This window comes from Gordonia sp. NPDC003376, assembly GCF_053589235.1.
Genome location: NZ_JBSFRM010000021.1, coordinates 78957 through 98862 on the forward strand (window position 1 = coordinate 78957; position 19906 = coordinate 98862).

Annotated in this window: 19 protein-coding genes, 1 pseudogene and 1 riboswitch; of the genes and pseudogenes, 9 read left to right on the top strand and 11 right to left on the bottom strand. The window is 67.6% G+C overall.

Annotated elements, in window-relative coordinates:
- Nucleotides 1-59 precede the first annotated feature (59 nt).
- Complete coding sequence (locus ACWDUA_RS19225; RefSeq protein WP_449752603.1) at nt 60-566, bottom strand: hypothetical protein; 507 nt, start codon at nt 564-566, stop codon at nt 60-62.
- A 137-nt stretch (nt 567-703) separates the two neighbouring features.
- On the opposite strand from ACWDUA_RS19225, the gene ACWDUA_RS19230 reads away from it, so the two are divergent.
- Entirely contained in the window at nt 704-1549 is an 846-nt protein-coding gene (locus ACWDUA_RS19230) for a maleylpyruvate isomerase N-terminal domain-containing protein (RefSeq protein ID WP_449752604.1), read from the top strand.
- A 32-nt stretch (nt 1550-1581) separates the two neighbouring features.
- Here the strand turns inward: ACWDUA_RS19230 and ACWDUA_RS19235 are convergent, their stop codons facing one another.
- Nucleotides 1582-2205: a helix-turn-helix domain-containing protein gene (locus ACWDUA_RS19235; RefSeq protein ID WP_449752605.1), complete on the bottom strand. Its 624-nt coding sequence runs from the start codon at nt 2203-2205 to the stop codon at nt 1582-1584.
- 19 nt (nt 2206-2224) lie between these two features.
- On the opposite strand from ACWDUA_RS19235, the gene ACWDUA_RS19240 reads away from it, so the two are divergent.
- The 4 genes from ACWDUA_RS19240 to ACWDUA_RS19255 all read left to right on the top strand — a co-directional run bounded on the left by ACWDUA_RS19240 (nt 2225) and on the right by ACWDUA_RS19255 (nt 6198).
- Entirely contained in the window at nt 2225-2962 is a 738-nt protein-coding gene (locus ACWDUA_RS19240; protein WP_449752606.1) for an AzlC family ABC transporter permease, read from the top strand.
- Nucleotides 2959-3282 (top strand): AzlD domain-containing protein, encoded by a 324-nt coding sequence (locus tag ACWDUA_RS19245; RefSeq protein ID WP_449752607.1) that lies wholly within the window; start codon nt 2959-2961, stop codon nt 3280-3282. Before ACWDUA_RS19240 ends, ACWDUA_RS19245 begins: the two co-directional genes overlap by 4 nt.
- 541 nt (nt 3283-3823) lie before the next feature.
- A complete protein-coding gene (locus ACWDUA_RS19250) occupies nt 3824-5413 on the top strand; it encodes a zinc-binding dehydrogenase (RefSeq protein ID WP_449752608.1) in 1590 nt (529 codons plus the stop codon).
- Between the two features lie 59 nt (nt 5414-5472).
- Nucleotides 5473-6198: a TetR/AcrR family transcriptional regulator gene (locus ACWDUA_RS19255; protein WP_449752609.1), complete on the top strand. Its 726-nt coding sequence runs from the start codon at nt 5473-5475 to the stop codon at nt 6196-6198.
- On the opposite strand, the gene ACWDUA_RS19260 is transcribed toward ACWDUA_RS19255, so the two are convergent.
- The 3 genes from ACWDUA_RS19260 to ACWDUA_RS19270 form a co-directional block, all read right to left on the bottom strand.
- Nucleotides 6190-7038: an MBL fold metallo-hydrolase gene (locus tag ACWDUA_RS19260; RefSeq protein WP_449752610.1), complete on the bottom strand. Its 849-nt coding sequence runs from the start codon at nt 7036-7038 to the stop codon at nt 6190-6192. The two genes, ACWDUA_RS19255 and ACWDUA_RS19260, sit on opposite strands and share 9 nt — an antisense overlap.
- A gap of 107 nt (nt 7039-7145) precedes the next feature.
- Nucleotides 7146-8813, bottom strand: a complete 1668-nt coding sequence (locus ACWDUA_RS19265; RefSeq protein ID WP_449752611.1) for an FAD-binding dehydrogenase — start codon at nt 8811-8813, stop codon at nt 7146-7148.
- Nucleotides 8810-10462 carry an FAD-dependent monooxygenase gene (locus ACWDUA_RS19270; RefSeq protein ID WP_449752612.1) on the bottom strand — a complete coding sequence of 551 codons (1653 nt, stop codon included), beginning with the start codon at nt 10460-10462 and terminating at the stop codon, nt 8810-8812. The genes ACWDUA_RS19265 and ACWDUA_RS19270 overlap by 4 nt, the downstream gene beginning before the upstream one ends.
- 145 nt (nt 10463-10607) lie before the next feature.
- Here ACWDUA_RS19270 and ACWDUA_RS19275 point away from each other — a divergent pair, with 145 nt between their 5' ends.
- A complete protein-coding gene (locus ACWDUA_RS19275; RefSeq protein WP_449752613.1) occupies nt 10608-11291 on the top strand; it encodes a TetR/AcrR family transcriptional regulator in 684 nt (227 codons plus the stop codon).
- Nucleotides 11292-11361: 70 nt separating this feature from the next.
- On the opposite strand, the gene ACWDUA_RS19280 is transcribed toward ACWDUA_RS19275, so the two are convergent.
- The 3 genes from ACWDUA_RS19280 to ACWDUA_RS19290 all read right to left on the bottom strand — a co-directional run bounded on the left by ACWDUA_RS19280 (nt 11362) and on the right by ACWDUA_RS19290 (nt 13900).
- Nucleotides 11362-12165, bottom strand: coding sequence for an MBL fold metallo-hydrolase (locus ACWDUA_RS19280; RefSeq protein ID WP_449752614.1), 804 nt, complete (start codon nt 12163-12165; stop codon nt 11362-11364).
- A 1-nt stretch (nt 12166) separates the two neighbouring features.
- Nucleotides 12167-12814, bottom strand: coding sequence for an NAD(P)-dependent oxidoreductase (locus ACWDUA_RS19285; RefSeq protein ID WP_449752615.1), 648 nt, complete (start codon nt 12812-12814; stop codon nt 12167-12169).
- Nucleotides 12815-12949: 135 nt separating this feature from the next.
- Nucleotides 12950-13900, bottom strand: a complete 951-nt coding sequence (locus ACWDUA_RS19290) for an esterase/lipase family protein (RefSeq protein ID WP_449752616.1) — start codon at nt 13898-13900, stop codon at nt 12950-12952.
- A gap of 157 nt (nt 13901-14057) precedes the next feature.
- Here ACWDUA_RS19290 and ACWDUA_RS19295 point away from each other — a divergent pair, with 157 nt between their 5' ends.
- Complete coding sequence (locus tag ACWDUA_RS19295; RefSeq protein ID WP_449752617.1) at nt 14058-14780, top strand: hypothetical protein; 723 nt, start codon at nt 14058-14060, stop codon at nt 14778-14780.
- A 25-nt stretch (nt 14781-14805) separates the two neighbouring features.
- On the opposite strand, the gene ACWDUA_RS19300 is transcribed toward ACWDUA_RS19295, so the two are convergent.
- The 3 genes from ACWDUA_RS19300 to ACWDUA_RS19310 all read right to left on the bottom strand — a co-directional run bounded on the left by ACWDUA_RS19300 (nt 14806) and on the right by ACWDUA_RS19310 (nt 17862).
- The gene (locus tag ACWDUA_RS19300; RefSeq protein ID WP_449752618.1) at nt 14806-16284 is read right to left on the bottom strand and encodes a flavin monoamine oxidase family protein; all 1479 of its coding nucleotides are present in this window, start codon (nt 16282-16284) and stop codon (nt 14806-14808) included.
- Between the two features lie 143 nt (nt 16285-16427).
- Nucleotides 16428-17480: an alpha/beta fold hydrolase gene (locus ACWDUA_RS19305; RefSeq protein ID WP_449752619.1), complete on the bottom strand. Its 1053-nt coding sequence runs from the start codon at nt 17478-17480 to the stop codon at nt 16428-16430.
- A gap of 64 nt (nt 17481-17544) precedes the next feature.
- Nucleotides 17545-17862: an antibiotic biosynthesis monooxygenase gene (locus ACWDUA_RS19310; RefSeq protein WP_053776858.1), complete on the bottom strand. Its 318-nt coding sequence runs from the start codon at nt 17860-17862 to the stop codon at nt 17545-17547.
- A gap of 107 nt (nt 17863-17969) precedes the next feature.
- A riboswitch (guanidine-III (ykkC-III) riboswitch) is annotated at nt 17970-18036 on the top strand.
- A gap of 16 nt (nt 18037-18052) precedes the next feature.
- On the opposite strand from ACWDUA_RS19310, the gene ACWDUA_RS19315 reads away from it, so the two are divergent.
- Nucleotides 18053-18367 carry a DMT family transporter gene (locus tag ACWDUA_RS19315; protein WP_449752620.1) on the top strand — a complete coding sequence of 105 codons (315 nt, stop codon included), beginning with the start codon at nt 18053-18055 and terminating at the stop codon, nt 18365-18367.
- 554 nt (nt 18368-18921) lie between these two features.
- Nucleotides 18922-19906 (top strand): annotated as a pseudogene (locus tag ACWDUA_RS19320) (IS1380 family transposase); the annotation flags it as partial.

Here is a 19906-nt window from a genome sequence, read left to right on the forward strand (position 1 = left end):
AACGATTCGTGGACAGAAGGATTCGTAGACAGTAGGTGTCGAACACAGGAGGATTCGGGTCACCCCGGATTCTTGGCCGCGTCGATCGCGGCGCGGACCGCGTCGGCGCACTCGTGTCCGGCCTGTTCGGGTCCGAGTCCGACGTAGAAGGAACCGGTCTCACCGGACTCGATGCGCAGGCCGGTGATGCTGAGGCCGGCCTCCGCGTCGGACACGCGGTCGGCGTGCGGGATGGAGCGCCGCGCCACCGACAGCGCCACCAGCGGTCCGGACAGAACGCTCTCGCCGCGCACCGCACCCGAGATGGCCACGATCAGATGGGTGGGGTGCACGATCACCAGGGTCTGGTGCTCGGCGTCGGGATCGGCGGAGTTGGCCCGCCGCTTGAACGCGCGCCCGAGCAGCGACGACGACGGCGGGTTCTCACTTCGGGTGAGCCAGGCGGGAAGTCCGTCGGTGATGGTGAGCTGGTGCGACTGCGCGTGGTTGCGCAGTGCGTCGCGGAGCCCGCGGGGCAGGTCGCTGAGATCGGCGACCGAGGTGCTGCGGCGATACGGCGAGGTCATGGCTGCCACGCTACGGCGACGACCGCGGTTCCGTCGTCCATCGATCCATCGTTCGCTATCAAATCGTTGTGGATCGGTCGATGCACATTTGCTCTCGCCGGGGTAACCTCGTCCGTGCGATGGGGGGTGAACCGCCGATGCGCGAGACGATCTCCCGTTTCGACTACATCGATGCAGCACAGGCACTGGGTGACCGGTTCGCCGCGTTGGTGTACGACGTCGAATCCCCCGAGGTCCGCGTCGAGTCCCACCGTGGATGGTCGCTCGCCGACTGCGTCGGGCATGTGGCCTGTGAGCCGTCGCGCTACCTTGCACTGACCCGCGGCGACGACGAATGGCCTTCGCACCCAAAGTATCTCAACGACATCTATGCCAAGCAGATCGCCAATCTCCCCACCCGGGACGTCGGCGACCTGGTCGAGATGTTCCGCGCCGACCTGGCCGAACTGCTCGACACCGTCGAACACTTCGGCGCCCGCGTTCCGATGATGCGGATCGCCGGGCAGCGTCGTGTCCGGGCCGACGCCGCGTTGGGAATCCTGATCGGCGAGATGGCCGTTCGCGGCCGGGACATCGCACGCTCGCTCGGGCGGCACTGGTCGATCGACCCGATGATCGCGCCGATGGTCACCCGCGGTGGCCACGAACTCCTCCGGCCGTGGGCCGACCACCACGTCTGCTCGGGTCATTCGGCCACCTACGACATCCGGATCCGGCAGACCGGCGAACGGATCGTGTACCAGTTCCGCGACGGCCGCCTGGAGATCGATCCCACCGACCCGGAGCCTGCCGACGTCCACATCAGCATCGACCCGATCTCGGTGGTCTTGGCCGCGCACGGCCGGTTCACCGCCGCACCGTCCATCCTGGCCGGACGGTGTGTGGCATGGGGCGCCCGGCCGTGGCTCGCGCTGGGTCTGAACCGCAGGCTCGCCGACGCCCGCAGCCACTGCGCGCCACACCCCGGACGTCTGCAAACCTGACGTCGGTACCGTCACCGGTGCCGGTCGGCGCGTCAGAAGGCCTCGCTGATCAGCACCGCGACGGTGCCGGGTTCCCGGGCATCGAAGATGTGCGGGAGATCGCCGGGATAGCAGATGTAGTCACCCGGCCCGAGCTCGACCGCATCGTCGACGGGCCCCACCAGCGCGCGCCCCGCACTGATCACCACATGCTCGACGATGCCGCGCGCGTGCGGCAGCGACCGCCGCGGCGAGTCCGGCTCGGCCCGGATCAGGTAGAGGTCACGCCGTGAGCCCGGCCGCGCCGAGGACAGCAGGGTCGTCAGGTAGTCGGCGTCGGCGGCCGCGATCACCGGCCCCTCCCCCGCACGGATCACCTCGACGCGCGGTTCGGGCGCGTCGAGCAGCGCCGAGAACTGGATACCCAGGGCCGTACTGAGCGCCCACATCGTTTCCACGCTGGGGTTTCCGACGCCGGACTCGAGTTGGGAGAGCGTCGACTTGCCGACGCCGGCCCGGCGGGCCAGCTCGCCCAGCGAGAGTCCCGCCCGCGCCCGCTCGCGCCGAAGACCCGCCGCGACGAGCTGTTTCGGGTCGAGCTGTTGCCGCGGATCGGTCCGCACGGCCGGATCGTCCGGTTCGCCGGACGATCGTCCATCTTGACGAACACCTGTCATGGTGTTCATTCTAGTAGACATGCGTTCGTCGGACAGAACACCTGTCGTGCGCGCCCCCTGGCGCGATCTGGATGCCGCCACCGTTCGGACGGTTGCGGTGATGTGCCTGTCGGTGATGGTGATCGGGATGTCGTACGGGGTGTCCGGGCACGGCGCAGGACTGAGCTGGTGGCAGCTGGCGATCATCGCCGTGGTGGTCCTGGCCGGGTCGTCGGAGTTCGTCTTCGTCGCGGTGCTCGCCGCCGGTGGCGCTCCCCTGCTCGGCGCCGCCGCCGGGTTGCTGGTCAACACCCGTAACCTCGGCTACGGACTGGCCGTCGGCCGTCACCTCGACCGCGGGCCGTCCATGCTGATCGGCGCCCACCTGATCAACGACGAGACCGCCGCACTGACCGCACCGGAGACCGACCGGCGTCGGGCACGCGCGGTGTTCTTCCTGTGCGGCATGGGAATTCTCGCCTGCTGGCCCGCCGGGGCCGCACTCGGCGCACTGCTCGGGAGCATGGTGGCCGACCCGGACGTCCTGGGCCTCGATGCCGCCTTCCCCGCACTGCTCGCCGCCCTCGCCATCCCGGCGTTGCGCGAGAGGTCCACTGCCACTGCGGCTCTCATCGGCGCGGGAGCGGCACTGGCGGCGGTGCCGTTCGTCCCGCCGGGCGTTCCGGTGCTGATCGCCCTGGTCGGAATCCTGCTCACCGTCCGAATGGGCCACGCGCCCAGAGATTCTCACGATCAGATCGAGGAAGCGGTCCGATGAGCCACAGCATGTCGGTGGTGATCGGCGTGGCCACGCTCGCACTCGGCACCTACCTCCTGCGGATCGCCGGACCCGCGCTACGCAGCAGGGTGTCGGTGCCGCCGAGGATTGCCGCACTCATGGACCGCGCCGCGGTGGTGTTGCTGCTCGCCGTCGCCGCCACCGGCGCGATCTACGCCGGACACGACTTCGCCGGTTGGGCCCGCGCCGCCGGGGTCGCCGTCGGCGTGATCGCCGCGGTCTGCCGGGCACCGATCGCCGTGGTCGTCGTCCTCGCCGCCGCGACCGCCGCCGGTCTACGCACTGTCGGCGTCGCCTGAAAGTCGGGGAAGGTCCGGAAATCGGGGGAAGTCCCGAAACTCGGGGAAGGTTGCGCCTCCGACACCCGCCCAACCCTCCCCGCCACGCGCCGAAACCAGGGGAAAGTGACCCTCCCCGACATTCATCACCTTCCCCGCGTTGCAACTCGGGGAAAGTCCCGAAACCAGGGGAAAGTGACCCTCCCCGACATTCACCACCGTCCCCGCGTTGCAACTCGGGGACAGTCCCGAAACCAGGGGAAAGTGACCCTCCCCGACATTCATCACCTTCCCCGCGTTGCAACTCGGGGAAAGTCCCGAAAGTCGGGGAAAGTGACCCTCCCCGACATTCATCACCTTCCCCGCGTTGCAACTCGGGGACGGCGATGCACCTAAGGGAAGGCGAGCTTCCCCGGGTTTCCGACCGACCCGCTTCCCCTGGTTTCTGAACGTCACGACCGAACCGATCCTTGTATATACCTACGAAGTAGGTTTACCCTGTGATCTGTCTAACAGATCCGACGCCGGGAGGCCGACGTCGACGGCGAAAGCGGGGAAGACCATGCGTGCACTCATCGGCGGAAAGGGACCGGACTGGGTCCGCGAGGACATCACTCCTCCCGACCAGCTCGGTGCGCTCCGTATCCGGGTGATGGCGGCCGGGGTCAACCGGGCCGATCTCTACGCCCTCGAAGGCAGCTACACCGCCAACTCCCAGGGCGACGGCCCGTTCACCGCGGGCATGGAGGTGGCCGGGGTGGTCGAGACCGCCAGCCTGCTGAGCCCGGATCTACCCGCGGGCACCCGGGTCATGGGCATCACGGTCGGCGCCTTCGCCGACAACGCGATCTGCGATCCGCGCCTCGTCGTCCCGATCCCCGACGGCCTGGACTTCACCGACGCCGCCTCGTTGCCGGTCGGGCTCATCACCGAACACGACGCGCTGGTCACGCAGGCCGGATTCACCGCGGGCGACTCGGTGCTGATCGTCGGCGCCACCTCGTCGATCGGCCTGATCGGGGTGCAGATGGCCAAGGCCCTCGGCGCCTCCACGGTGATCGCGACGACGACCACCGACACCAAGCGCCAGGCCCTGATCGACGCCGGCGCCGACGTCACCGTCAACACTCGGACCGAGGACCTCGCCGAGGCGGTCCTCGCGGCCACCGACGGCGCCGGTGCCGGCATCACCCTCGATCACGTCGGCGGACCGCTGTTCGCGTCGCTACCCGCGGCCACGGCGATCGGCGGCACCATCGTCAGCATCGGACGCCTCGCCGGTGCGGGCACCGAACTCGATCTCGACACCGTCGCATTCCGGCGCCAGCGGCTGCTCGGCACCACCTTCTCCATCCGCACCCGGGCCGAACTCGCGGCCGTCGTCGGCGCCCTGACCGACCAGGTGCTACCCGCCGTCGCGAGCCGCGCGATCACTCCGCGACTCGATCGGGTCTTCGACGCCGACGACGCGCAGGCCGCGGCCGAGCACCTGCGGTCCGGGCAGGGTGTCGGAAAGGTGGTGCTCGACTTCTCCGCCGCGCACACCACCCCCGATCCGACCCCGGATCCGGTGGCCAACATCTTCGGTGGCATCGCCCAGATCGGTTACGTCGTCCGCGATGTCGAGGCGTCGATGCGCGGCTTTCTCGCCACCGGCGTGGGCCCGTGGTTCTACTTGAAAGGCGTTCGGCCACAGAACTTCACCTATCGCGGCGAACTGTCGGACATGGCGATGGACGTCGCCATCGCCAACAGTGGTGGCGTGCAGATCGAGCTGATCAGTCCCACCGACGACGCGCCGTCGATGTACCGCGACTTCCTCGACGCGGGTAACGAGGGCGTGCAGCATCTGGCGTACTGGAGCGAGGACTACCAGGGCCTCTACGACCGCGCGCTGGCCGCCGGGTTCACCGTCGGGCAGGAGGGCCAGATCGGCGGCGACGACGGCCGCTTCGCCTACCTCGAGACCGAGCACCACCCGGGAACGGTGGTGGAGATCTCCGACGTCGGCGGCACCAAGAAGTTCGTGTTCGGCCTGGTCAAACTGGCCGCCGACAACTGGGACGGCTCCAATCCGATCCAGGAGATCGACGCGAGCCTGATCGGTGGAGATCCGGCGGCCCTCGCCGAGATCATGGCGGCGCTGGGCTGATCAGGCCCCACCGGCGAGCGGGCGGCGACGGCGTGGGGCGGGTCGGGCAGACTGGTCGGGTGGATTCCGCGCCCGAGCCTGCCCCCGCCAAACGTCGTGGCCGCCCGCCCCGCGGCAGCCGCAACGCCCTCACGCGCGATCGTGTCCTGCACGCGGCCCTGGCGATCGTCGACGCCGAAGGGCTCGACGCGATCACCATGCGCCGGGTGGCCAAGGAACTCGACGTCGACCCGATGAGTCTGTACAACCACGTCGACGGCAAGGACGGAATCCTCGACGGCCTCGCCGAGATGCTGCTGTCGACGCTGGCGGACACGCCGTCGTCGGGCGATCCCCGCACCGACATCGAGATGCGCGCACGCGAATTCCGGCATGCGATGCTCGAGCATCCGAAGGCCGCACCGGTCGTGCTCACCCGCCAGCTCACCTCGCCGGCCGCGCTGGCACCGATCGAGTCGGTGCTCGAACCACTACTGGCCCAGGGGTTTCCAACTGATCAAGCAGTCCACGCCATGCGCACGGCGCTCGCCTTCCTGCTCGGCACCCTGCTCCGCGAGGTGGATGCCGGGCCCACGTTCGGCACCGATGACCCGGTGGCGAGCGCGCAGCGCCGGGACGATCTGGCCGGCTCCGGCCTGCCCGCCGTCGCCACCGCGGCCGCCGACCTCGCCGTGTGCGATCACGAGGCGGAGTTCGAGTTCGGCCTGCACGTCATGCTCGACGCACTCGACCGGATGCGACCGCAGCCCGGACCGGAGGAGGAGTCCGAATCGCGCTCAGGGTGAGTACTTTTCGATGAACGGGTCGGTAACCCGCCCCAGCACCGGCAACTCGAGTCGCACACCCTCGCGATCGGCTCGTGCGGTGAGGAACTCCATACTCGTGGTGAAGTCGTCGAAGAACTCCGGCAGTGGGACGAGCGGTCGATCCAGTCCTCGGGTGAAGTTGTCCCAGTGGATCGGGATCACCGTGCGGGCACCGGTGTCGGTGACGAGGGTCTGCCAGTACGTGTCACGGAACCCCGGGGTCTGCTTGCCGAGCACCCCGATGCCGAGATACACGGTCTCGGCGTGGTATCCACTGATCACGCCGGCCCGCATGTTGGCGCTGGCGTGGATCATCAGCTCGCGACCGTCGTGCTCGACGTGCAGTGTGTAGCAGTCCCCGGTCCGATAGTCGGTGGCCTTGACGCCCGGCGACATCGGCGCATCGATCGACCCGGGTGCGAGGTCACCCGGACTGTGTTCGGCCGGCAGCGCCGTGAGCGTGAACGCCCCGACCCGGTACGGTTCACCGAGGGTGACGAGATCGAAACGGTCGTCGTCGAATCCATGGCCCCGGGCGATGTTGCGGGTCGACGACGACCCGAGCAGCCGGGCTCCGGTCATGTCGGCCACGTCGGCCGAATCGAGCGCGTGGTCGTAGTGCGAGTGCACCACGAACACGGTGTCGACCGCACCGATCCCGAATCGGTCGAGGGTCGCACGGATCACGGCGCGGTCGGGCCGGACCCGCCCGGCGCGCACGCGCACGAGCCCAGGGCGCGTGAAGAACCCGTCGGTGAGGATCGTGCTGGTGCCGTCGGTCAGCAGCAGGGTCGACACACCCAGGAATCGGGCGTGCACCTTCCCGGCCGATCCTGATACAGCCGAAGGTGATTCGAGATGCCGCCACGGATCCAAAGACGGGGATCGGAGGCCGCGAAGGATGGTCAGCGGTCCCGGCGCGCCCATCAGAGCACACTCCGTGCCGCGGCCCGGCCGGCCTGCCGGCCGGAGAACAGGCAGCCACCGAGGAACGTGCCCTCGAGTGCGTTGTAGCCGTGCACGCCACCTCCACCGAAGCCGGCGACCTCACCGGCGGCGTACAGACCGTCGACGGGTTCACCATCGGCCCCGAGTGCCCGCGAATCGAGGTCGGTCTGTATGCCGCCCAGGGACTTTCGGGTCAGGGTGTGGAGCTTGACCCCGATCAGCGGGCCATGGCGCGGGTCGAGGAGTCGATGTGGCGCGGTGGTCCGGCTGAGCCGGTCGCCGAGGTAGCGCCGCGAGTTGTGGATCCCCTGGATCTGGGCGTCACGCGCAAAGGGGTTGGACACCTGAAGATCTCGCTGTTCTATCTGTTCCCGGACGACGGCGGCGTCGAGGAGTGGCCGCTCGGTGAGCGCGTTCATCCCCGACACCAACTCCTCGATCGTGTCCGCGGTGACGAAGTCCGTTCCCTGCTCCTCGAAGTCCTTCACCGGTCCCGGAATTCCGCGGGCGAGGCGGGATCGCACGACGTCGAGTTTGGTACCGCCGGTGATATCCGGATTCTGTTCCGACCCCGACAGCGCGAACTCCTTCTCCAGGATCCTGCGGGTGAGGACGAACCAGGAGTGATCGTGGCCGGCGAGGTCGTCGGTGGTGCGCAGGTAGTGCAGCGTACCGACGGTGTCATAGCCCGGGAAGTACGGCGCGGGCAGCCGCCGGCCCAGCGCATCCAACCAGAGCGACGACGGCCCGGGCAGGATTCGGATACCGTGTGCCGGCCAGATCGGATTCCAGTTGTGCAGCCCCTCGGTGTAGTGCCACATTCGATCCCGGTTCACCAGGCGGGCACCACCGCGCGCCGCGATCTCCAGACCGCGGCCGTCGACATAGGCGGGGACCCCGGAGATCATGTGGCGCGGTGCTGTTCCCATCCGATCCGGCCAGAACCGGCGCACCAGATCATGATTGGCGCCGATACCACCGGTGGTGACGATGACGGCCTGGGCGTGCAGTTCGAAGTCGGCGATCTCGTCACGGTTGGAGGCCACGCCCCGGGGTGCGTCGTCGGGCGCGAGAATCCGGCCGCGGACCCCGGTGACGGCCCCTTGGTCGACGATCAGCTCGTCCATCCGGTGCCGATGGCAGAACGTGAGCAGTCCCTGCTCGGCGGCCTGCTGGGCACTGGCCACGAACGGGGCGACGACCCCGGTCCCGGTGCCCCACGCGACATGGAACCGGGGGACGGAGTTGCCGTGCCCCCCTGCGGTGAGGTCACCACGCTCGGCCCAGCCCACCATCGGGGTCAACTCGATCCCCTGCTCGGCGATCCACGAACGTTTCTCCCCCGCCGCGAACTCGACGTAGGCCTGCGCCCAGCGCCGGCCCCACCGGTCCTCGTCGTCGAGACGATCGAATCCGGCGCTGCCGAGCCAGTCGTTCCAGGCGAGGTCCGACGAATCGTGTACACGCATCCGACGCTGTTCGGGAGAGTCCACCAGGAACAGTCCGCCGAAGGACCAGAACGCCTGGCCGCCGAGGTTGTGCGCGTTCTCCTGGTCGACCAGGGTCACCGACCGTCCGCGCGAGGTCAGTTCGTGTGCGGCGACCAGCCCGGCCAGCCCCGCCCCCACCACGATGACGTCACTCATGCGTCTCCTCCCAGGATCTCGGTCAGCGCATCGACGAGTTCGCTCCCCTCACGGACCGATCTGTCCGGTGAGCGCCAGGCGACGTATCCGTCGGGTCGAACCAGCACGGCCCCGGCTGCGCCGATCCCGTAGGTGTCGAAGAAGTTCCCGGTGTCGGTGAGGCCCACCGAGCCGACGGTGTAGCCGACCACCGGAACCCGACGATCTGAACGCAGTTGCGCCACAGCGGTATGCCACTCTACGCCGTCCGGCCCGGTCAGCACGGTGAACCCGGCCCCGAACAGATCGAGTGTCGACACCTCGCGGTCGCGGCCGAGCCACACATGCGGCGCACGGCATCCCGGCACTGCGGACGGTGCGTAGTCGGAGTAGTCGTCGGCGACGCCCGGCGGCGACGACCCGTCCGGGATCACCGCGTCCGAGGTGTAGTGCGTCCCGAACTCGACACCGAGATGGTTTCCGTACCTGCGTGTCTCGGCGATGACCTCGGCCGCGGTCAGCCCCGGGTCACCGAGCCCGTATTCGGCGGCACCGATCCGGGTGACGTTCTGGAAGTTCACGTAGCTCTGGTCGGCGGTGCGTCGCGCCGGTGGGCGACGCTCGGCGTCGTAGGTGGCGAGCAGCGCCTGGTCGGCATGACCGAGAACGACCATCGCGAGCTTCCACATCGCGTTGTGCATACCTTGCAGACCGGTGTTCACACCGAGGCCACCGGTCGGCGGGAACTGGTGTGCCGCATCGCCACACAGGACGACGCGGCCATGGACGAACCGGTCGGCGACGGTGACGTTCATCCGCCAGGTCCCGACGCTGCGGACGTCCACCTCGATGTCGTCCACGCCGACGGCTGCCCGGACCCAGTCGACGACCCGCTGCGCCGGCCATCGTTCCCGATCCCAGTCGTCGGGTCCGACGGTGATCTGGCACAGCCACCGTCCGGCGGCGTCGAGGGGCTGGAGCACTCCGTACGCCTGCGGATTGGCCACGTAGAGCAGCACTCCGGTGCGGTCGCCGACGTACGACTCGAGCGGTGCGTGAAAGTAGCAGTTGACGAAGTGGTGGATGTTCTGCGGACCGTCGAGTTCGGCGCCGACCGACGCGCGAACGAAGCTGTCGACACCGTCGGCCGCCACGATCGCCGCACCCGTGAGTTCGTAGGTGTCACCGCCACCGGTGGTGACCAGCACCGCGGCGTCGGTGTCGGTGGAGCCCGCACCTCGCACGACCTCGGTCACCCGGTGGCCGAACCGGAGATCGACCAGCCCGGTCGCGCGCGCGGCGTCACGCTGGATCGACTCGAGCAGATCCTGCGACGACATCACCGGCAACGCCGGACTCACCGCGGGACCGGGCCCCGCGAACCCGCTGCTCTCGATGGAGCCGAACTCACGACCGGTCACGGTGTCGAAGAACCGGATGGGACTCTTCCAGCCAGGAGGGGTGTCGACCGACCGGAAGCGGTGGTAGACCAACGGTCCCCAGCCGCGGGCGATCTCCATGGTGCGGGTGTTGAAGTTCCGCGTCTTGGGATGCCCGGACGGCCGGTCGCGCGCCTCGAGGACGACGGTCGGAACACCGAACCGAGCCAGTTCCAGCGCGGCACCCAGACCCACGGGACCGGCACCCACCACGATGACCGTCTGTGCCATCAGTTCACCACCTCTGCGTCATGACGAATCGGCCCGGCAATCGCACTGGGCAGCTATGGATCTCACCCACATGAGATCTCCGTCACGCCATTCTGTAGTGGCACTACCGTTTTAGTCAACCCCCACGCTGACCTAGAGTGGGTCCATGGCAAGTCGAGCCACCGACACCCAGGTCATCGCTCCACGGCAGGCGCGTAGCCGCGCCACGATGGAGCGGATCATCGCGACCACCGAGGAACTCCTGGCCGACAAGCCGTTCGAGGAGATCACCATCGCCGAGATCTCGGCGAAGGCGGGATGTGCGCCGACGGCGATCTACGCCCGGTTCTCGGACAAGACGGCATTGTTGCTCGAGCTCCACGAGCGATTCATCCGACGCGCGGCGGAAGCCGCGACGAGTCCGGCCGGCGCCACCACCGGTGCGGACGTGGACGACGAGCAATTCATCCGGGACGCGGCCACGGAATGGACCGAGCTCTACCGCTCGAATCACCGCCTGCTGCGGAGTGTGCTGCTGTCGGACAACCCGACGGTCTATCGGCGCGCTGCCGAATTGACCACACTGATCTCACGCCGGCTGGCTACACCGCTGCATCGTTCGACCGGACCCGACGGCGCGACCGCCCACCTCGATGAGGATGACGCCGCCGCGCGCGACCTGGACTTCGCCGTTCGCACGGCGCTGGCGATCCTGCAGCAGGAGTTGATCTTCGGGCCGGACCAACCGACCCGATTCCATTACGGGCCGGACGAGGTCGCACGTCGTGCCGCCGATGTGGTCGTGTCCGCGTATCTGCGTCACCGGTCGCGGATCTCGGGCGCGGACTGAGCCGAGCGCTTCCCGACCAGTACGGCGCTTCCCGGCCAGTGCGGCGCGTCCGATCAGTTCGATGCCCCGATCAGTTCGATGTCCCCGAGGCCAGTTGCGCGGCCCGCAACAGCGTGGGGTCGTGCGCGTTGACCAGGGTGAGGTGGGCGTCATGATCTGCCCAGAGTTCGCTGAGCCGTTCATGATTGGCCCGGACCTTGGCGCGGTCGCGGGCGATCACCGACTCCATCACCGTCAGCGCCGTGGGGACGCCACCGGTTCCGTCGATCTGACCGTGGTGATAGAAGCTGTCGCCGACGTGCAGGACCCAGTGGTCACCGGCATCGACGGCCACCGCGGCGTGACCGCGGGAGTGCCCGGGAAGGGCGATGAGCACGACGCCGGGGGCGATGTCGGTCAGTTCGGTGGCGGCAGGAAATCCCCGCCACGGTTCGGCGGCGCTCGGCGAGTGACCGACCACGGTCAGCTCGTCGATGTACCCCTCCCGGTAGCGGCGCTTTTCGACGAGGGTGGCACGGGTTCGAGCGGCGGCGACCTCGTCGACGGTGAGATGCACACGTGCCCAAGGGAAGTCGTCCAGTCCACCGACATGGTCACCGTCGAAATGGGTGAGGATGATGTCCCGCACGTCGTGCGGGTCGTATCCGAGTGCCTCGACCTGGCGGATCGCGGTCTCCGCATCGGCGTAGTCGGGGCGTAGATACCGACTCGTCGGACCCATGCGGGTCTTCCAGTGCGGGCCGTCGAGCAGGCCGAAGCCCGAATCCACCAGGGCCAGGCCGTCGTCGGTCTCCACCAGCAGGACGTGGCAGATCAGACCGTCGGGGACGGCGTACGGATGCATGCTTCCGCAGTTGAGGTGATGGACTTTCATGTCAGTTCCCCTTCCACCCGGATGCCGTGGTGATGAGGATACGGCGCGCATCGAGGTGCGCACTCCCGGCGAGTTCCACCAACGTCGTGGCCACATTCGCGAACGGCAGGGTCGGCAACCCCGGGACCCGCGCAACGCTCTCGAGAGGCACTGCCGCCCAGTCCTTCACGGCATCAGCCTTTTTCAGGTTGACCGGATAGACCATGACCCAGTCGAGCGTCGAATCCGTCAGGACATGTTCGGCGGCCGCCTTGTCGGCGAAGAACTTGCCGAGCACGGTGCGGTAGATCAGTCGCGCGAACCAGGATGCCTTGTCGGCGGTGTCGCCGACGCCGAACGCCGAGACCTGAACCAGCCGGGCGACGCCCGCCTCTTGCGTGGCGGCGACGATGACGGGCAGCGTCCGTTGGGTGAACGTGGAGTCCTTGGTGGGACCCGTGACCGCCGCGATCACGGCATCGGCACCCCTGATCGCCTCGGTCAGGGCCGACGAATCGTCGAGGTCACCGGCGATCACGGTGACCCCCGGCAACGCCTCCACCGCATCGGGCCGTCGGACGTAGGCGACCACCTGATGTCCGGCGGCGACGGCCTCACGCAGCGTCGCCGACCCGACATTGCCGGTCGCACCCAGGATCGTGATCTTCATTCGGTTCCCCTTCCGATCGTCACCAGATTAACCTACATCGTAGGCTAATCTCCGACTTCGCCGGCGCCGGATGAAGACGGGAAACGCACCGGCCCCATGCGCCCAGCCCGGAAGGGCTCCGACCAGGGCCGCTCCCTAGGACGGACTACCGGTGATCGGCGCGGCGCGATCGCACGGGACCGGCCTCGGATGGTCCGGGTCGAGTGCGTTGAGCACGAAGAAGGCGGCGCGCCGCGACCCGGCGATACCCGCATGTTCGGAGTGGTCGACGGGGCAGCCGTCCTGTACGACGATGTTGTGCACGTTGGCGCCGCCCGGCTCCAGCCCGGACGTATAGGGCACGACGAGTTCGTCGTAGCGGGTGGCGATGTTGGTGTAGGTGATGTGCGGCAGGTAGACACCACCGGCGCGTAGTTCGGTCATGAACGGCGACTTCGGGTCGAATTGCCCGCACGCCTGGCAGATCGGCAGCTGTTCGGCGCTGACCCCGAGTTGCCGGACGAGCGGCAGCAGCAGTCCTGCACCAAAGGTGTTGGTCCCGTTCCACAGTGGCGCCAGGGAGACGTATTTGTCGATCTTGTCGGCGCCGCCGAGGTGTGTGGCGTAGTAGTCCGGTATCGCCGTTCCCTGCGAATGTCCGACGATGTCGACCTTTTCCGCACCGGTGGCGGCGAGGACCTCGTCGACGTAGCGGCCGAGTTCGGCAGCCGAATCCTGCATCGGCCGCATTCCGCCGATGGCACTGATCGGCCATGGCGCGCCGGGGATCCGACCGTAGGTGAGCGCGAAGACGCAGTACCCCTCGTTCTTCAGCAGCGGGACATAGGTACCCCAGTTGGTCTGCTGCGATCCACCCGTACCATGCACCAGCACAACCGGATTGGGATGCTCGGCAGATGGCTTGCAGTGAAAGTCGTTGGAACCGGGCAGCGATCCGCCCGGATGGGTCAGCTCGCCCGGGATACCACTCAGGAAGTTGTACTGCACCGGCAGATCGGCACGGGCCACACCACCACCTGGTCCGACGAGTGCCGCGATCGCAGCAAGAGCGGACAGGACGGCGATGAGCATCCCCCTGGTTCTCATGATCCGAAGCTACAACTGCACCACCCGACGATGAGACGTTTCCAGGAATCGGTCGCAGAACCGCCCGGTTTCACCCGATTTCGCCCCGAGGACGCCAGATACAGGGCCACAATGACTCTCGATCGGGGGTCGAGGTCATCATCCATGGAGGTCCATCATGAAATCGACTCTTCGCCACATGATGGTCGCCGCCGCGGCGTCCGTCGCGCTGGTCGGCGGTGCACTCATCGCACCCGCCACCGCTGACGCCGCCCCGCCGGCCTCGGCCGAAGCGCTGGCCGCGAAACGCGCCCTCGATGCGATCGCGCCGTCACCGTCGCAGGCCGCCGGCGCGATCGACGGCATCGAGGCGGCGAACGCCCTGCTCGACCAGCTGGGCATCACCCCGTTCACACCCACCATCGGTGCGTGCACCGACTTCACCTTCCCGTCGGCGCTCGGCGGCGCGGTTCCGGGTCCGTTCACGCCGATCGTCGGCAACATCACGTACGGCAATATCGACATCAACGCGGTGCGATCCGGCGAGATCCTGTACGGCTTCGTGCCGATCGGGACCTTCGACGACTCCGGCGACAAGTCCGGGATGCAGGTCGCCTGGTTTAACGTGAACACCTTCCAGGGCGGGCTGGGCGCGAGGATGGGCAGCTTCACCGATGTCATCGTCGGCGCGGTCGCCGCCCGAGTCGGCCTCTCACCGAACAATCCTGTGTTCGCGGTCCTCAAGAAGGAACTCAACACGTACGTCCCGTCCAACGGCGTCCGCGGCGGAATCGTCGAGACCGGTCAGGGCACGGTGCTCTCGGCGATCTTCGGATCGATCAGGAAGGGCGATGCCACCTGCTACTTCTTCCCGAGCCTCGGGATCGCGACGGTCGCCTGACCTCCGAGCCCGGCGCGCGCGGATCTCACGACAGCACGCCGAGGACCTCGCGGGCCGCGCGCTGCCCGGAGCGCACCGCACCATCCATGTAGCCGGTCCAGTAGTCGGCGGTCTCGGTGCCGGCCCAGTGGACGGGGCCCACCGGATCGCGCAGTGCGGGCCCGTACTGGGTGAGGGTGCCCGGCGAGCTGACCGCCACCGGTCCACCCTTGGACCACGGTTCGAGATCCCACTTGAAGACGCCATAGTCGAGGTAGTCACAGGCCTCGGGGCCGAAGTAGTCGACGAAGTTCTCGATACACTCGCGCACCAGCACCGACTCGGGCTGGTGGTCGAGGCGTCGCATGGCGTCGGCGGAGATGAAGCCCATCAGGATGTGGTGACCCTCGGTGTAGGACTCGAAGGTCACGTCGATCGGCCAGCCGTCGCCGTAGACCTGGCCCGAGAGCCCCTTCTTGCGCCAGAACGCCGTGGGATAGAGCGCGGCGAACTTGCTGACCGCTCCCATGTGATAGCCGCGGTGCAGCCCCTTGCGGGCGGCCGACAGGCCGGGCCGGTAGTCGATCTGGCCGCTGATGGCCGGCGACATGGCGACGACGACGCGGTGCCCGGTGAAGGCGCCCTGATCACTGGATACCGTGGCCCGCTTGCCGTTCCACGAGATCGAGCGGACCGGGGCGTTGTAGACCACGCGGTCACCGAGCGCCTTGGCCATGCGCAGCGGGATCTGTGCGGCACCGCCGACGAAGAGCCGCTCCTGTGCGCCGTCGTCGGTGCTGAGCAGCCGGACCAGGGTGCCGGGATTGTTCTCGTCGCCGGACGCGGCGATGTAGTTGAGGAAGTACAGCGCCGACACCTCGTCCGGTCGCACCGACAACGGCGCCGACATCGCGACCTGCATCAGGTCACGTGCGGTCTGGGTGGAGACCATCTGGTCGGTGTACTGCTTCCAGGTCAGCGAATCGAGATAGCGCGCGTTCGGGTGCTTCCACGGCTCCCCCACCGGAAACCCGGCGAGAGCGTCGGCCTGGGCGCGCGCCAGCGCCGGGCCGGCCTGCCCGATGTCGGGGATGAGAGGCAACGGAACCGACGCCGAGATGCGTTGCGCACGACCGTCGTCGAAGAAGATGCTGTCGCCGGTGTTGTAGGTGGGAACGGTGGCGACGCCGTATTCCCTGGCGAGCGCGGCGATGTGGTTCTGGGTCGGGCCGATGAACTCGGCTCCGGCATCGAGGGTGGCGCCCAGCTTGGGCGAGGTGATGTTGTGGACGCGACCACCCGGCCGGTCACGCGCTTCGAGGACGACGACCGACGCACCGCCCTCCACCAGGGACTTCGCCGCGGCCAGACCCGACAGACCGGCTCCGACGACGATCGCGTCCACCTCGCCGTCGACGGGTGCAGCCTGTGCCGACCCCCGGCCGAACGTCATCGCACCTGCTGCGGCTCCTGCCGCCACCGCACTGCCCGACAAGAATCGACGCCGCGTCACACCAGAAGTCATTCTCACCTCTCACTCTCGCCACAACCCTGTCACCCGCGTGGACACGGGCATTCCTCGACCCCGATGTCGATCGTTCGATCAAGTATTTCGGGGAGCGTAACAGTGTTGGCGCGTCATCTCATGTGGAACGGTGAACGCCGGTCTCATCGACGCAGTTCGTCCAGCAGGCTTACGAAGTGCGCGGGGTCCTCGTCGTGGAAGCCGTGGCCGGTGTCGGCCTGCACCAGCCTCGCATTCGGGAGCAAGTGCACGATGCGGGCCGCGTCCTCGTCGGAGGCGGCCCCACGGAGGATGTCGCCGTCGAAGTCCACGGCGGTGTGCACGTAGATCGTCTGCTGGACAACAGCTTTCAATGTGGACTCATGGTCGAAGCCCTCGTCCCAGGCGTCGGTGTAGAACGCGTCCCCGAATACCGGGTCGTAGGTCTGCATACTGCGGAGCAGGTTGTTGACCGGCCACCACCACAGGGCGAGCGGACGATCAGGATGCCGGTCGCGGGATCGGGTTCCGAGCCGGCGGATTCGGTCGGCGCCGCCCCCGAAGTATTTCCACATGTATTGATGGGTCCAGTAGTAGCGGACGAAGTCGGTGTCGTCAGCGGCGCGGAACGAGTGACAGCAGGTCGCGAGATCGACCCAGTTCCAGGTCTTTTCGGCGCGCGGAAGCAGTGTGGTGAACATCGGCGGGTCCTCGAGGAGGACTGCGGTGACGTCATCGGGAGCATTCGCGGCAAGCCATGCGGCGAGTTGCCCACCCGAGGAGTGGCCGGAGAGCACGACCGGTTCGCCGATCACGTCGTCGACGAATCGCTTCAGCAGCGCACCGATTCCGATGGCGGTGTAGCCATCGGCGATCCGGTCCGAGCCGCCGTGGCCGGGGACGTCGACGGCGTACACGTGAAACATTGCGGCCAGATCGGGCAGCACAGGAGCGTACGACTTCCAGTCCGACGCCTGCCCGTGGATCAACAGCAGTGGCGGCTTCCCGCGTGCCGGCCCCTCCCCGTAATTGATCACCACCCCGTCGACGACGACCTGTTTCTCGGTGTACCCGGCGGCGAGCACCGACCGCCAGTCCCGCCGGAATGTGCAGAGATTGGTCGCCGCGAATCGCGCCACTGCCGCCGCTCCGACGAGTACGGGCCCACCGATCAGTGCTGCGCGGACGAGGGTTCGGGTGGGGCCGATGCGGGTCACGGAGACGATGGTGCCAGATCAGCTGCACCACCGACCCGCTTCTCCGTGCTGGGCCACACGCAGATCACGCGATGACGTAGGTTCCGAAATCGCCGGTGACGCCGAGTCGCTGCATGAAGGCGATGCGGTCGAACCCTCGCGCCGCGGCGTCGTCGGCGATTGCCCGGCCTGCGGCCTCGGCTGCCGCCCTCGACTCCCAGGCCACCATCGTGACGACGTCGAAAGTGCTGTCGCCCTGGACGAGTTGGGCGACTTCGTTGCGCAGGATTCCCGGCTGCCGGCCGAGGAGTCGGTGGATTGCGTTGATCTGATCCAGGAACTCGTCCCTCGCCTCGGCCGGGACAGAGAACTTGTCGATGCGGTGCAGCAGTTCGTGTGTCATGCGACGATGATCGGAGTTCAAGTTCGGTTGAAGTCAAGACCCTGGTCGGCGAGATCGTCGGATACGACGAGCCCGCAACCGGCAGTTGACGTTTGCTAGGGTCGGGATTCAGGTGCGCGAACCGCACCCCGGACGAGGTGCACCGTACCCGGCCCCACGACAAGACGGCGCGCGCGGAGGTCGAATCGTCATGGCGTGGATCGTTCTCATCCTGTCCGGTGTCCTCGAATCGGTGTGGGCCACAGCGCTCGGCAGATCCGACGGTCTGTCGCGATGGCCGGCGACCATCGTCTTCGTGGTCGCACTCGTGGCGTCCATGGCGGGGCTGGCATTTGCGATGCGGACCCTGCCCACCGGGACCGCATACGCGGTGTGGGTGGGCATCGGGGCGTCGCTCACCGTCGTCTTCGCCATGGCCACCGGCGCCGAGTCGGCGACGCTGCTGAAGGTGCTGTTCATCGCGATGATCGTCGCCGGGGTGATCGGGTTGAAGGTTGCGCCCTGATCGCCGATCGAACACCATCCCGCGTACTGATCTGGTTCCGCTTGCTGGATCCGACAAGCGGGAACGAAAAGAGTTGGCGTGTACCCCGTGAACCGAACCGGGTTGTCATAGAGTCCTGATTGCCCCAATCAGGGCAGAGAAGCGACGATGTAGGGCATGGCAGGACGTAAGTGGCATACGGCGGAGGACATCGTGCGCAAACTTCGTCGGGCCGACGAACTGGCCACCGGGATCGACCGGAGCCCTCGATGTACGACGGTCGATCCTCATCCGGGGGCACATTCGGCGGATCCGCGACTACGACGACTGGCTTGAAGCCGAGATTGCCGCATTCGAAGGATTGTTCCGCTAGGCGGGGCGGGCCGCGTAGCCACTGGGCTTGAAGTGGGCGGCGTCTCGGCTCACACGCCGGACTTCGGCTTGTGGGCTGCTAGCCGAGGTTAGCCTCGGGCTTTCACGCTGGTTTCGTGTCGTAAACGAAGAAAGGTGCTCTGACCTGGGATAATTCGACTTGCGAAGGTCCGAATATCTCATGGTCGCCGAGCACCAATCTGGTGAGTAAGTCTACGTCGCCCTACCCGTCGTTATCTGCAGATGGCTCCGGAACCGGGATCGTGTCGCACGCCGGGGCGACGGTGTTGCTGCGTGCCGCAGAGAAAACGGGCTTGACCACCGGGTTGTCGAGGGCACTTGGAGGGTGGCGTAACCGTTGGCAACTCATGACCCAGGCAAGATCGTGATGGATCTGGCCGTCGTCGCGGTCGCGAACGGTCGGGACTGTCTGGCCGACATCAACCAAGTCCGCGCCGATCCGGCGGTGTTCGGTCGCGTGGCCTCTGATCCCACCGTGTCACGGTTGATCACTGCGCTGGCCGCCGACACCCCCGACCGCGCTACCAGCGATCAATGCTGCTCGTGCCGTAGCCCGTCGAAATGCTTGGCGAGCAGCCGGCAAGGCGGCCCCCGATCATGATGCCGACGCGGGCAACCCGGCGATCGTCGATATCGACGCCACCCTGGTCACCGCGCACTCGGACAAAGAACACGCCGCACCAACCTACAAGCAGGGCTCCGGATTCCACCCACTCTGCGCGTTCGTCGACCACGGTGCCACCGGCACCGGGGAACCGCTGGCGATCGCGTCGCGGGCCGGGAACGCCGGAGCCAACACCGCCGCCGACCACATCACCGTGGTGGCCCAGACACTGGCACAGTTGCCCTCGGTCACCGGTTCACGGCCCGGTAAGAGTGTGTTGATCCGTACCGATGCCGCCGGCGGCACCCACGACTTCCTGGACTCCTGACCCGCCGACGACTGGCATACTCCGTCGGCTTCAGCCTGACCGAGTCCACGGCCACCGTCATCGACCACCTCTCACCGCAGGCCTGGACCCCGGCCCACGACGCCGACGGTGTGCAACGTGACGGGGCGTGGGTGGCCGAATTGACCGGTGTTCTCGACCTGAGCACCTGGCCGGCCGGGATGCGAGTGATCGTGCGCAAAGAACGCCCGCATCCGGGTGCGCAACTACGCTTCAC